Origin of the sequence: Photobacterium sp. WH24 (assembly GCF_019204055.1) — a bacterium.
In the GTDB taxonomy this organism is placed as follows: domain Bacteria; phylum Pseudomonadota; class Gammaproteobacteria; order Enterobacterales; family Vibrionaceae; genus Photobacterium; species Photobacterium arenosum.
Window position 1 is genome coordinate 1 of sequence record NZ_JAGSOZ010000031.1, and the last position, 12,825, is coordinate 12,825.

The following is a 12,825-nucleotide window of genomic DNA, read 5'->3' on the forward strand; positions in this document are numbered from 1 at the left end:
GAGACGCAGTAACTGTCACAGAATAATCTGGCGCGGGCTATTTGTGTGTTGAGCGTACCCATCTTATCAATGGGATCGGTTTTGAAAGGCGACCAGCAATAGACAGAATACGCAATATCCCATAATCGGGGGGCCGGATGGGCAGTATCGAAATCAAACACGCCCACGACTTCATTTCCGCTCAGGGCCACGTTGTAAGGGGTGAAATCACCATGACAGATGACTTCGGCCGGCTCTCTGGCTGGCAACATCCAAACCGTCTCCGCCAGATTCACATTATTCAGGAAACCCTGCGAGACATCATGCAATTGCCGCAGCAATCTGGCTGCGCTGATCAATGCCTCTTCTGAGGCTATCGCCCCTTCAAGCGGATAATTGTACGTATCGCCTTCGACAAAACTCAGCACCTCAGATCCCGTATCCATCCCAATCACTTCAGGACAGGCATGAAACCCCTGTTGGTGCAGATAACGTAACAAGCGGTGAACCGTCGCAGACCACTCCTGTATTGGCCTGACAACCGTTTCACCCTGGCGGTAAATCCCTGTACTTCTGCCTCCGGAAAGCGTTTCCATGGTCATCCTTCTTATTGATTTGTCAGATCAGTCAGCACCTGCAAAGCCAGGTCCGCTTTGTCCGCCGGTACAAAGACATGATCGTGATAAAACGCGGCAATCACATTGGCACTGATGCCATGCTTTGCCAACGCGGTTGACACCGCTGCCGTCAGCCCCACGGCTTCGAGGCTGGAATGTACCGTCAGTGTGATACAGCGAAAGGTCGATTCATACTTCATGGCTGCCTTTTCAGCCGCCTGCGCCGTGACCACCAACGTTAAGCCTTCCTGCTCCTGAAATGTGGCCAGGGGGGCATACTGCAGATACTCGGTAATATCCCCGTTGACCGTACAAAATACATAATCTTCTTCCCGCGTTAACGGCGACATGGTTTGCAGAAGCCGTTTTAAATCCATAATTCCTGACATATTCCCTCCCTGCCCTGTCATCATGCTCTGTGATCAATAGTTAAGTAAGCTGTTTGTACATCACGTAGCAATCGACCAAGCCTTTATTTTTGTGCCGGTAGGCGTCCGGTAAGGTGCCGATTATCTCAAAACCCAGCTTCTGCCAGAGTTTCACGGCAACGTCATTGGTCGATACCACTGAGTTAAACTGCATCGCACTGAACCCTTGCTCAAGCGCCACTTGTTGTGAATGCTCGCACATGGCACGTGCTACGCCTTTGCCCCGCGCTGCCGGCGTTACCATATAGCCGCAATTACAAACATGGTTTCCCGGCCCCATTGCATTGGCTTTGAGATAATAAGAGCCCAGCACTGTGCCGTCTTGCACGCATACAAATGTCTTCAGCGGCAACTCGCCCCACAAGGTAAAAGCTTGTTCTCGGCTCATCTCCGGCTCAAAGGCGTAGGTTTCCTGCGCCTGAATAATGCATCTGAACGCTGGCCAGAACTGTTCGAAATCGGCGGCATCCATTTCACGTATCAGCATGTCTGTGTTCCCTTTCCTGTTATTGACTGAATTTACGATGAAAACCTCTGGCTGTCATGCAATGGTATAACGTAAACAGACACGCAAAAACAATAGATGGTAAAGACAATCGCGTCGATGGCCGTTTACGGAAAAGCGCGGCTTTGCCTCTGTGATGCAGGGTGAAATATTTAAATGATTTGAGGAATCAGGCTGATGTGTTTGACGTCAGAGAAGGTAAAGATGAAGTAATCTGAAGCGAAAAAAATCGGGGCTGTGAAGCCCCGCACTCAAGGAACCATTGTTCAGTTTCTTATTATAATTCCGTTGGCTTACGGCATGATGCCGCAAGGCCTTATACCTTAAGAGTATCCAATCGAACTCAATATGGCGAGTTATCACCCTGATATTGCGAAAAAATCACGTCATGATCACGGTAACTCTTCAAAATTTATCCCAACCCAAGCACAGCGCGCGCTCTGGAACGACGAACTCGGTCCAAATCCAGCTCCAGTTTAATCAATTATGTTGTACTGCCAGCCTGATGTAGTGTATCTCCATCCCGGCGACACCAAACAACGGACCTTACCCGGCTAACCGGCACTGATATCTGCTTACAGGGCTGGAAAGAATACATCTTCCTATATCGGCTGACAATTTCTCCTTGTGGATTTATTGCCTGAACAGTATTGAACACCTGCCTGCCGATGCATCGGGCCGGATACGTGCCAAATACCCAGATCGCGTGCTCTCATCGCCAGGACATCCGACAGAAACTGGTTTTATTATTGCCATTATCTTCCAGGATGAGATCGAACGGCAATAAAGCGGTATCTAAAGCAGCCGACGTTACTATATCTGCAACAGAAAGTGGAATAGTGACAATAATGATAGGTGGGAATGCCAGAAGCGCATAAACATTACAGTCTGCATTGTCTACAGCATAATCAAGGCCACCGTAAGGCTGCCCGACCTGGTAACCCGAGCCAACTCTCGACGCGATACTTGAACAACCGGTTAATATACAAACGTATAACAATAGACTGACCCATTTCATGAACGCATATGCCTTTGATTTCATTCAAGATGAGCTTTCTATATCATGTTTTTCAATCAAAGCGTTCTGCCATAGAAACTTATGGAGTGCATCTCGCAAGAAAAACGGCCCCGCAGGGCCGTTGTCATTCATATATGGAGAGCAAGTATTATTAACATTTGTTCGTTGCCATTGGGTTTTATGCCTGCTGCCGGGCAGCACGAATTTTTGCCTGCATCAGTCGCCCCCCTAAAATACAGCATGTCAAACCGAGAAAAATCAGTCCTGCGCCTGCCATTTCTGTTTCAGTCATGCGCTCGTTCAGTACCAGTGTGGATGTGAACATCCCGACGACGGGAATAAGCAAAGCAAAAGGCGTCACTGTGGCTGCGGGATAGCTTTTCAGTAAATGCCCCCATAATGCAAAAGCCAGCAACGTTGAAATATAGCTCACGTAAAGCAGTGCCAGCCATGTGTCCGAAGTGGCAGCGAGCAGGACGTCCAGTGGCTGTGCCGTTTCTGTGAAGTACGAGATTAGCAGCAAAGGCAGCGGAGGAACCAGACTGACCCATACCATAAAGTGAAGCAAATTAACCCCTTGCATCCGCTTCATAATGGTGTTGGCAATTGCCCAGCAAAAAGCGGCCGCCAGAATCATCACCAGGCCCATGGCAGTAATGTTGCCGTCGGCTTCGAGAAAAAACAGCCCAAAACCTGCCACGGCAACCAGGATGCCGAGTGCCTGATACCGACTGACCATTTCTTTATACAGTAAGACACTCAAACCAATAGTGAAAAACACCTGAGCTTGCAATATCAGGGATGATAAGCCGGCTGAAGCATCCGCTTTCATGGCGATAAACAGTAAGCCAAATTTCAGCACACCCAGAAATACGCCGACACCCAGCACGTTCCATACGGACGTTTTCGGGAAGGGGATGAAAAACACAGCCGGGACAGCCACCACAGCAAATCGTAATGCAGAAAATAATATCGGCGGCAGTGTTTCCAGCCCTATCTTAATGACAGAAAAGTTGACACCCCAAATAACGACAACCAGCAGCGCAAGAACCATGTCCCTTGATTTCATTTCCCCGTTCCTTCTTCGAGCTTCGCGTTCATGCTTTATACACGACAAACTCACCTTTGCCGACGGGCAGCAGACAGGTCGTTAACCCTTCCTGGCGGCACAGATAGTCGGTAAAGGCTTCAAGTTCATGACGATGTGAAATTGCATTGTCACACACTAATACCCCACCCGTTGAGAGTTTACTTAGGAGCAAGTCAATATAATCCATGTAAGCTGAACGATCGGCGTCGAGAAAAATAAAATCGAAGCTCAGATCTGTGCTTTGTATGAATTCGCGGGCATCTGCCTGAACCTGTTCGATACGATCCTGTAGTCCGGCCCGTACGAAGTTTTCAGTCGCCATTGTGATTTTATCTGTCTGTTTTTCAACAGTTACCACTTTGCCTGCAGCGGGCAGTGACGAAGCCAGCCAAAGGGTTGAGTAACCATTGGACGTGCCAATTTCCAGTACCTTTTCAGCACGTGTCGCCTTCACCATGACAGAAAGGAACTCACCTGTGTCCCGGGTAATATTCAGCAGTTTTTTCGATCGGTCTGATTCAGTTGCGTCATTTTGTTCACCTAACGCCTCTAATTCAGCCAGTAATAATGCTAACGACATCCATTGCTCCCCGTTCATCATTTCGTGCGGATCAAACATCCGCCTAACAATCATATGAACATGAAAACATATCAATGGCATCACATTTCATCAACTATAACCGCGTATAGCAGACATAAAAAAAAGGCTGCCAAAGGCAGCCAAGCATCACAACTTATAGGGTTTGGTAACCCATTCTTATACCGTTCAACATCTTTCTGTTACTGGGCAGATTGATGTATCAGTATAAAGAGACGACTGTATGATGCTGAGTATTAAACATTATTTTGTCAGAGAGCACGGCGCTATCCGATTTTCTTTGTACCCGCACATCACAGGATAAGTTCCCGCCTGCTTGATATCCGGGGAATCCTCCAGCACATGATCTTTGTAATGACGCCAGGTGTATTCCGCCATCAGCACACAGTAGCGGGGATCGGTATCTTTTTCGCACTGCTGCCTTGCCCGTAACAGTGCCGACATCTCTACTTCGCACTGATAAATCTGGGCCTCATCCTTGTAAAGCTCTCTGCACAATGACAGAGGCTCCTCGGCGGCGTTTGCTTGCACGGCATTTGGCGAAATATCCCGCCAATGTACCTGAGATGAAGAACAGGCCGTGAGCAAACAGAAAAACGGTATGATCAGCAACCACTGAAATCGCATTGTCAGCCCTTCCTTTTGCATTGGACGCTATAAAATGGCGACCGTTCAGGAAAGATTCATAAACGCAAAATAGTGTGTGTAACCTAAACGCCCAGTCTTAAGACTGCTCACAACATCGCTTTCGCGTTTTAATGCGTGCTCAATCCCCTTACTTCCTCTTCTCGGTACGCCTTTTTCAATGCCAGCCAGCTCGTCTTCGGGCCAAGGATCAATGACAGCACAGCCACTCCCCCAATCATCAATATACCGCCCACAATCGGCCCGAGAACAAAACTGTAAAACAACAGATACGGCAAATACACCCCATAGCGCAACACCTGAAGTACTACTCTTTTCATTAAAAGTAAATTATTCATGATTCGACTTCTCCATCTTTCCATTTCATAAAATTGAGCGCGCTCATTTATATTAAGTTGAGCGCGCTCAATTTTCAACATTCAAGATGAAGTCCGCTTACCAATTACGGTATGATGGCTGCTCATCCGCAACGAGCTATCAGCAAAGCAGCAAAGCAGCAAGAAATGATGAAAAGAGAACAAACGAAACGACGAATTCAGGAAGCCGCCTGGCAATTATTTCGCGAGAACGGTTATCAAGACACAACGACACGGCATATTGCTGAACACGCTGAGGTAGCGGCCGGAACGGTATTTAGCCACTTTCCGACAAAACTGGATTTACTGAAAGCCGGTTTTAGTCAGCAAATTGATCATGTCTTAACGGAAGCAAATTCTGATTGCCCCGAGAGCTGCCCCAAAGAGAAACTCATGCACTTTGCCGGTTACCTTTACGCGTTTTATTGTCTGGAAGCGGATTTCAGCAAAGAGTTATTTCGGGTGTTGATTTGGCAACAGGAAGAGTTTGAAAAGCAGCTGGAAGCCTTCCGCCAGCGCTTGTTTTCACATGAAGCGAGTTACGATCAACACCGAGCTGCCGTAATGATGGATTGCTACTTTATGACACTGATCACCGGATTGAATGCTGATAAGCCGGATGCGACATTAATGCTGAACCAATTAGAAAAGAAATTAGATGTATTGCAGTAAATACGCCTTCATCTGAGCACCTGCCGACGCGCGTGGGACACCGCAATCAAACGTTTAACCAGCACAGGTTTTTTACTGTCCTCTGCCATTTCCAGATCACGTAACAAGCGGGTAATTTCTGCATCAAGGTAACGGGCATTTTTGGTTCGGATCAAGGAACGAATCACCTTCTCGGCGTTATCAGGCAAAGGCTGCTCAATGGCCCACAGGTAGCTGTAAGCAGCAGAGCTGACATGATTGGCCTGACTGGCCTTGGCATGGTTAAGGCTAGGGTTATTTGCCCTGGATAGCGTTTTGTGTGGCGTGCTATGGATTCTAGCTTGCTCTGCATCCGCGGCCCGGCCGACACGTTCGTAATACCTTTCCGTCACCGGGGATGGTGCAGCGGGGAGTGGCCCGTTCTGATACAGGGCTGGCCCAATGGTTTTGGCCTGCTCAATGGCAGCTTCCCGAACGAAGGTACTGGCATTACGTTTGCCTTTCTTTTCCGAATCGGTGTAATACACAGCCGAAAACGCTTTCGCCCGCGTTAAAGCGACATAAGCCAACCGCCGCTCTTCTTCCTTATCGGTTTTCATGTCTGTAGCTGCCGGATTGCGATAGGGAAAGGCATCTTTATCCCAGAACGGCAGGAATACACGCTGATATTCGCACCCTTTTGCCCGGAATATAGTGGTGACTTGCACGCTGGCCGAACGCGGCTTCTGATCTGCCTGTCCCTGACCGGTATCGCGGGATTGCGCCGTGTAGAACTCAAAATACTGTAAGGCTTTTTCGCAGCGTTGATCCATAGACTCCAGCACGGTCGATACCGCATCCAGCCTGTCTATCGCTTCTTCTATCTCACTGGCTGTGGCTTCGGTTTTCCATATCCAGCTGTCCAGACCGCTTTCCCGCCGATACTGCTCAAACACATCAAATGCTTTCTGCCCGCCCTTGCGCTGTAACCGGGTAAAAAGCTCAAGGCGTTCAATCAGGTTATCCAGTTTCAGATTGGGGTTCACCTGGGCATGTCGCTCAGCAAAACCAACCCAGCGGCTATCCGGTATTTTCACCAGCTGATCACATAAAGGTCTGAGCGCTTTATTGGGTACGTAACAATGGGGGAATGACAGCAGGCTGAACAGCAGTGCGGATCTGTCCTGATCATTTAACTGGGCAAATCGCCCAATGGCCAGGGTCATGACCTCCATCAGTAAACGCACTTCACGGCTGTTTGCCAGCACTGAAGGTACGGGCATGTGGTACGGAATCTGTTTGCTGAGAAACGCCAATTCAAACAGCAGGGTCTGAGACCAGCGCCTTACCAGAATGGCGATATCGTCCGGCTGACCACCCTGTTCAATATACGCCTGTACCGCACTGACAATTTCCCCCACCTGTCGGGGAGAGCCTATCAGGTTAACCTGAGTATCAGGGATATTGTCTGCAGGCACGGTCAGGAAATCTGAAAAGCGAGCCTGGTTATGCGCAATCAGATGGCTGGCGGCCAGCGCCAGACTATGGCCGAAACGAAAAGTCTGTGACAGCGAATAGACCTGCGCGGGGGCAAAGTCACGTTCAAAATTCAGCATGAACTGCGGCGCACTGCCCCGCCAGGTGTAAATGCACTGATCCACATCGCCCACGGCAATTAGCTGACAGTCAGGCCCAAGCAACTGCTTCAATAAACGGTATTGCGCATTGTTGATATCCTGAAATTCATCAACCACCAGTAATCGACACTGTTGCTGACAGTGCGCACGCAGTAAGGCATTTTGTTCAAACAGTGACACGACAGTCACCAGCCAGTCATCAAAAAACAGTAACTTCTGCGCCTGCCGCAAGTGTTCAAAGGCTGTGTAGGCATCCAGAATAAAGCGATAGTCATTGTTGATGCCCGCCATGGCAAACACTTCATGAGGCGGCAACATATGCGCTTTCACCAGACCGACAAAACTGAGCAACAGTTCAAGGGTTTTCGGCTCTTTCAAATGCTGCTGTTTACTGTAAGTCGTCTCTTTCCCCGCCATTTGTCGCAGCACTTGTTTAGCCAGACTTTTGTCGTTTTCGCCAGGGTTGAAATCAACACGGTATCCGCTTTCAGCCAGGTAACCCGACTGATTCAACACCCGCAGACAGAAGCTGTGGAAGGTATGAACAGGTACAGACTGGGTGATGCCTGATTGGTGGAGTTTTTGCTGAAAATCGCGGCGTATATCGCTGTTAAACATCAATACCAGCATCTCGCTGGCCGGTCGCATGTCGAGCTGAGCCTGAATCAGGCCGACAAGGGTCGTCGTTTTACCCGTCCCCGCACCGGCAATACATAAGGCATTTCCCTCGCGATGCTGAATAAAACCCTGCTGCTCGGATGTAAAATGCATCATGTACCGTTTTTACCTGTTGGTCTGAAAGGACAGTGATTTTGCCACAGTTCCGCCCGTCGCACTAACACCTGTCAGCCTTTTGCGATTACCGCTGAAAATTCAGGCTAAATGGCGGTACTGTTGCATTTAGCGCCACTCAGAGAAACATCAAGGCAAACGTTTGCTTTTTTGCTGAAAGGCGAAAACACTTCTGCTATCATCTGCCTCGCCAACAGGATATGCGCTGATTGGGCGACACCCCAAACAGCGATTCTCATCGAATTGACTCTTGAAATAGGAACTTCACCATGAGCCTTGCTGATCAAGTTCTTGCTGTAAATGATGATCTCCCAATCCGTACCGACCAGCCGGTTCACAGCGGTAAAGTCCGCTCCGTATACTGGCTGACTGAGGCTGACAGCCGCCGGCTGATTAAAGAGAAAGGCTACAATGTTCGCCCGGATGCGCCTTTGGCAATCATGGTTATCAGCGATCGTATTTCTGCGTTCGACTGCATCTGGCATGGTGAAGGTGGCCTGAAAGGTGTACCGGGTAAAGGCGCGGCACTGAATGCGATTTCCAACCACTGGTTCCACCTGTTCCGCGAGAAAGGCCTGGCAGACAGCCATATTCTGGATATCCCTCACCCATTTATCTGGATAGTTCAGAAAGCCCGCCCCATCAAAGTAGAAGCCATCTGCCGCCAGTACATCACTGGATCCATGTGGCGTGCCTATGCAAATGGCGACCGCGAATTTTGCGGCATCCAGGTTCCTGATGGCCTGACCAAAGATCAGAAACTGCCAGAAGTTCTGATTACCCCTTCCACCAAAGGAATTCTGCACGACATTCCGGGCGTGCCTGCTGTCGATGACGTGAATGTGACGCGCAACGACTTGCTCAACAATTATCAGGCGTTCAATTTCAGCCAGCCTGAAGATGTTGATCACTACGAAGTGCTGCTGAAAGAAGGGTTTGGCGTTATCAGCGACGCGCTGGCGCAACTTGACCAGATGTTTGTCGATACGAAATTTGAGTTCGGTTATGTCACCGATGCACAAGGTCAGGAAAAGATGATCTACATGGATGAAGTCGGCACACCGGATTCATCCCGCATCTGGGATGGCCCGTCATACCGCGAAGGCAAAATTGTCGAAAACTCTAAAGAAGATTTTCGTCAGTTACTGCTGAACCACTTCCCTGACCCGGACATTCTCCTGAACAAAGAACGCATGGATGAGCGTGAAGCACTGGCCCGTGACAATGCACTGCCTGAAGATGTACTGATGCAGGTTTCCCGCATTTACACCGGCATTGCAGAGAAAGTCACAGGTAAGAAAATTGAGCTCAGCGGTAATCCGAAAGAAGAAATCATTACTGTGCTACGCAATGAGTATGGTTTGATCGACTAATATTCCCTTAATGGAATATCAGGGCAGCGTATTGCTGCCCTTTTTCATTGAGTCCTGGTTTAATATTCGGAACAGGAATGTATTATTCCTCACAAAATCATTCCTAATATTTATCACTCATCACAATTACATATTTTTGCTGTTAAGACTTTTTAAGCCTGCACCGACAATGGAGGAACAATAATAGCAATTACAGTAGTTGAGGGACTCCATGAAGTTTAGCCACAAAATCGTTGCCACTTCGTCGGCAATACTGTTCGCCGCTTTAGTTCTGCTTTCCGGCATCCAGTACGTTCACACCAGGGATGATGTGCATAAGCTGGTAAACAACAGCATTGATGAAATCGTTTCCGGCGTGAATCAAACCTTAGTCACAGAGATAGCCAGCCGGACGAAATTAGCCAATATCACCGCTGGGATCGTCGAGCAAAATTTATCTCCTGATAGCATTCGCCAGATTATCAGCCAGCCTGTGCTCAAAAACACCTTTGAGCTAACCGGCATCGGGTTCGAAAAAGACGGCTCTTTCATCATCAGCGATCCGTCCTGGAAGCCTGCACCAGGCTGGGATCCCCGTGCTCGCCCCTGGTATACCCAGGCAAAAGAAGCCGGGCATATGATTATTACATCGCCATACCGGGATTCGGTCACAAACGAAATTCTGGTCTCTTTCGCAGCGCCGGTTAAAGACAACGGCCAGTTTACAGGTGCGATCTTCTTTGACGTCAGCATGAGTAAAATTGCTAATCTGATTAACCAGGCTTCTTTGTTCAATGCCGGTTATCTCTTTTTAGTCTCTGATAATGATGTCATCATCGCGCACCCTGACAAAGACGTTAACGGTAAGCTGCTGTCGAAAGCTTATCCCGGTATACAAATCTCAGAGCAGCCGTTAGATACGGTGCTCGATAATGAATCCGTCAATATCAGCTTCCATAAAGTACAAGGACAGACACTGTATATTGGTGCGGTCCTGAAAAATGATGTGGCGTTTGCCGCTGTTGATCAAATTAAAAACAACGCCATTATTTATTCTCTGCTGTTCATCATTGTCGGCTTCATCGCCGTCTTTTTAATGGTCAAACGCCTGATGCGTCCTTTGGATGTCATCAATCAGGCCATGAAAAACATAGCCACCGGACAAGCCGATCTGACCCAGCGTCTGAGCACCAATACCGAGCCAGAATTTGCGTCTCTGGCGCAAAGTTTTAATAAATTCACTGAACGTATGCAGCAACAGATCATACGCTCGCAAGCGCTGAGCAACGACATTATGCAAGGCACTGAGCTGACGGCTCAGGGAGCGAATCGTTCATCCGAGGCCATGAACAGCCAGCTGCAACAGCTTGAACTGCTGGCAACAGCCATGAATGAAATGGCTTCAACATCGGCTAACGTGGCAGACAATGCACACAGTGCTGCGTCTGCAGCATCAGCGGCAGAGCTGGCTGCACAGGAAGGCGGTAATATCGTTTCCCGGACATCTGTGTCGATTCATGATTTGTCTGATCAAATTGATCAGGCAGTCGATGTCGTCAAAGAACTGGAATCCGCCACGGGCAATATCGAGCGAATTCTGCAGGTGATCAATGACATTGCCGACCAGACGAACCTGCTGGCACTGAATGCTGCCATTGAAGCCGCAAGGGCTGGGGATTCCGGCCGTGGCTTTGCGGTCGTTGCCGATGAAGTGCGCACACTGGCACAACGTACTCAGCAATCGACGACAGAAATACGTCAGATGATTGAGCAACTTCAGGCAGGTGCCAGCTCAGCCACCAGCACCATGGCGCTGAGTAAAAACACGGCCAGCGAAACCGTCGCTACCGCACAGGAAGCCGATGAAGCACTGTCTCGTATCCGTGAGGCCATCCAACAGATCAACGATATGAACATACAGATAGCTTCAGCAGCAGAGGAACAGAGCCTGGTTGCTGAGGATATCAATGGCAATACCATCAATATAAAGGACTTGTCGGTTCAGGTTGCTGAAACCGCCAATGAAACCAGTGTGGCAATGGAAACCCAGATAAAGAACGTACGCGAACAAAATGAACTGATGAAGCAGTTTACTGTGTAATCCCTTCATTGCCGCCAGGCTCATTGTCTGGCGGCTTTCTTTTCATTAACCAGGTTTTCTGAGACAAAACCTATGACGCTCGCTGATAAACATGATCCGCGTACAGCTCACCGCCAATTTCATACGCTTCGGGAATTTTCTTCTGTAACCTGAAACCACACTTTTCCAGCACTCGTTCTGAAGCGACATTACCTTCTGTTACCACAGCTCTGAACAAGTTAAGTCCTAATTTTTCTTCCGCCCAGTGAATCACTGCATGCAGGGATTCTGTGCCATAGCCTTTGCCGTAAAATTCAGGCATCAGCAGATAACCCATTTCCGCAATACCTTGATCAACAAAAAAACCAGTGATGCGACTTTGTCACCTGATGATTTTTCTTTGATAACCAGGGTTAACCATGCTCCGCTTTCAGGTGTCCACGCCTGAAGACGCGCATGAAATTTTTTCTCTAATTCGTCGTCAGATGGCGTATCAAAACACTTTTCGATTACGGCCGGTATCGTATGAAGCGCCTTAAAAAGCGGCCAGTCCGTTTCAGCGATGGGCTCTAATGTTAATTGTTGTGTTTCTAAATTCATCCTGAATCACCTCTTAAAGACTGCCTTAAGATTCAATAATCATCCATTTTCACAATGTTGAAGACAGCGCATCCATCCCTCAGATTAGTTATGCTTCTGAAAGTGTACGGCTAATTAATGTCTCAAACGTTTCTGACTGGCCTGCAGGAATAAGCTGCCGATGAATTTCCCGACGCTTATCCACACCATACAAACGCTCTGCCAACCAGCCTGTAAGGTACAATTGCGACAAGCACCCACCTGCTGTGGCAAGGTTTCCATGTACTACCAGCGCCTTATCCAGGACATGAATACCTTCAGCCTCAAGCGCTGATTTTGCATCCGGATGAGTCGTTGCCTTAATGCCATCCAGCAGCCCCAGCTTGGCCAGAATAAACGCACCAGCACAAATTGACCCAATAAGTTGGCTTTGAGGATCCAGCTTAAGCGATGCCATAAATTCATTATCATTTAACGCCGCCGGAACCCCTTTGTAACCGCTGCTGAATAACACAACAT

Annotated in this window: 12 protein-coding genes and 1 pseudogene; 3 read left to right on the forward strand and 10 right to left on the reverse strand. The window is 48.5% G+C overall.

Going from position 1 to position 12,825, the window contains the following annotated elements:
• From KCG43_RS20875 to KCG43_RS20910, 7 genes are all read right to left on the reverse strand, one after another.
• Positions 1 to 575 (reverse strand): aminoglycoside phosphotransferase family protein (locus KCG43_RS20875; RefSeq protein WP_218387344.1); only part of this gene is annotated, 575 nt, incomplete at its 3' end.
• 11 nt (positions 576 to 586) lie between these two features.
• Positions 587 to 985, reverse strand: coding sequence for an ACT domain-containing protein (locus KCG43_RS20880; protein WP_218387346.1), 399 nt, complete (start codon positions 983 to 985; stop codon positions 587 to 589).
• Between the two features lie 40 nt (positions 986 to 1,025).
• Positions 1,026 to 1,508, reverse strand: coding sequence for a GNAT family N-acetyltransferase (locus KCG43_RS20885; protein ID WP_218387377.1), 483 nt, complete (start codon positions 1,506 to 1,508; stop codon positions 1,026 to 1,028).
• A 1,217-nt stretch (positions 1,509 to 2,725) separates the two neighbouring features.
• Positions 2,726 to 3,616 (reverse strand): EamA family transporter, encoded by an 891-nt coding sequence (locus KCG43_RS20895; RefSeq protein WP_192016755.1) that lies wholly within the window; start codon positions 3,614 to 3,616, stop codon positions 2,726 to 2,728.
• 28 nt (positions 3,617 to 3,644) lie between these two features.
• On the reverse strand, positions 3,645 to 4,217 hold the full coding sequence (locus KCG43_RS20900) for an O-methyltransferase (RefSeq protein ID WP_218387353.1): 573 nt from the start codon (positions 4,215 to 4,217) through the stop codon (positions 3,645 to 3,647).
• A 261-nt stretch (positions 4,218 to 4,478) separates the two neighbouring features.
• Positions 4,479 to 4,862 carry a hypothetical protein gene (locus KCG43_RS20905; RefSeq protein ID WP_218387355.1) on the reverse strand — a complete coding sequence of 128 codons (384 nt, stop codon included), beginning with the start codon at positions 4,860 to 4,862 and terminating at the stop codon, positions 4,479 to 4,481.
• A gap of 128 nt (positions 4,863 to 4,990) precedes the next feature.
• The gene (locus tag KCG43_RS20910) at positions 4,991 to 5,218 is read right to left on the reverse strand and encodes a hypothetical protein (RefSeq protein WP_218387357.1); all 228 of its coding nucleotides are present in this window, start codon (positions 5,216 to 5,218) and stop codon (positions 4,991 to 4,993) included.
• Positions 5,219 to 5,383: 165 nt separating this feature from the next.
• Between KCG43_RS20910 and KCG43_RS20915 the strand changes: the two genes are divergently transcribed.
• The gene (locus KCG43_RS20915) at positions 5,384 to 5,908 is read left to right on the forward strand and encodes a TetR/AcrR family transcriptional regulator (RefSeq protein WP_218387366.1); all 525 of its coding nucleotides are present in this window, start codon (positions 5,384 to 5,386) and stop codon (positions 5,906 to 5,908) included.
• Between the two features lie 8 nt (positions 5,909 to 5,916).
• Here KCG43_RS20915 and KCG43_RS20920 read toward each other — a convergent pair whose 3' ends face one another.
• Entirely contained in the window at positions 5,917 to 8,277 is a 2,361-nt protein-coding gene (locus tag KCG43_RS20920) for an ATP-dependent helicase (protein ID WP_218387368.1), read from the reverse strand.
• 287 nt (positions 8,278 to 8,564) lie between these two features.
• On the opposite strand from KCG43_RS20920, the gene KCG43_RS20925 reads away from it, so the two are divergent.
• Both KCG43_RS20925 and KCG43_RS20930 read left to right on the forward strand, forming a co-directional pair.
• Positions 8,565 to 9,668, forward strand: coding sequence for a phosphoribosylaminoimidazolesuccinocarboxamide synthase (locus KCG43_RS20925; protein WP_218387370.1), 1,104 nt, complete (start codon positions 8,565 to 8,567; stop codon positions 9,666 to 9,668).
• A gap of 211 nt (positions 9,669 to 9,879) precedes the next feature.
• On the forward strand, positions 9,880 to 11,748 hold the full coding sequence (locus KCG43_RS20930; protein WP_218387372.1) for a methyl-accepting chemotaxis protein: 1,869 nt from the start codon (positions 9,880 to 9,882) through the stop codon (positions 11,746 to 11,748).
• 70 nt (positions 11,749 to 11,818) lie between these two features.
• Here KCG43_RS20930 and KCG43_RS20935 read toward each other — a convergent pair.
• Both KCG43_RS20935 and KCG43_RS20940 read right to left on the reverse strand, forming a co-directional pair.
• Positions 11,819 to 12,327, reverse strand: a pseudogene (locus tag KCG43_RS20935) (GNAT family N-acetyltransferase).
• 88 nt (positions 12,328 to 12,415) lie between these two features.
• Positions 12,416 to 12,825, reverse strand: a 410-nt coding sequence (locus KCG43_RS20940) for a DJ-1/PfpI family protein (RefSeq protein ID WP_218387374.1), incomplete at its 5' end; no start/stop codon positions are given.

Coding starts and splice junctions, on each gene's coding strand:
- KCG43_RS20880 (WP_218387346.1), bottom strand. CDS start 985: ATGTCAGGAATTATGGATTTAAAACGGCTTCTGCAAACCATGTCGCCG.
- KCG43_RS20895 (WP_192016755.1), bottom strand. CDS start 3,616: ATGAAATCAAGGGACATGGTTCTTGCGCTGCTGGTTGTCGTTATTTGG.
- KCG43_RS20900 (WP_218387353.1), bottom strand. CDS start 4,217: ATGTCGTTAGCATTATTACTGGCTGAATTAGAGGCGTTAGGTGAACAA.
- KCG43_RS20905 (WP_218387355.1), bottom strand. CDS start 4,862: ATGCGATTTCAGTGGTTGCTGATCATACCGTTTTTCTGTTTGCTCACG.
- KCG43_RS20910 (WP_218387357.1), bottom strand. CDS start 5,218: ATGAATAATTTACTTTTAATGAAAAGAGTAGTACTTCAGGTGTTGCGC.
- KCG43_RS20915 (WP_218387366.1), top strand. CDS start 5,384: ATGATGAAAAGAGAACAAACGAAACGACGAATTCAGGAAGCCGCCTGG.
- KCG43_RS20920 (WP_218387368.1), bottom strand. CDS start 8,277: ATGATGCATTTTACATCCGAGCAGCAGGGTTTTATTCAGCATCGCGAG.
- KCG43_RS20925 (WP_218387370.1), top strand. CDS start 8,565: ATGAGCCTTGCTGATCAAGTTCTTGCTGTAAATGATGATCTCCCAATC.
- KCG43_RS20930 (WP_218387372.1), top strand. CDS start 9,880: ATGAAGTTTAGCCACAAAATCGTTGCCACTTCGTCGGCAATACTGTTC.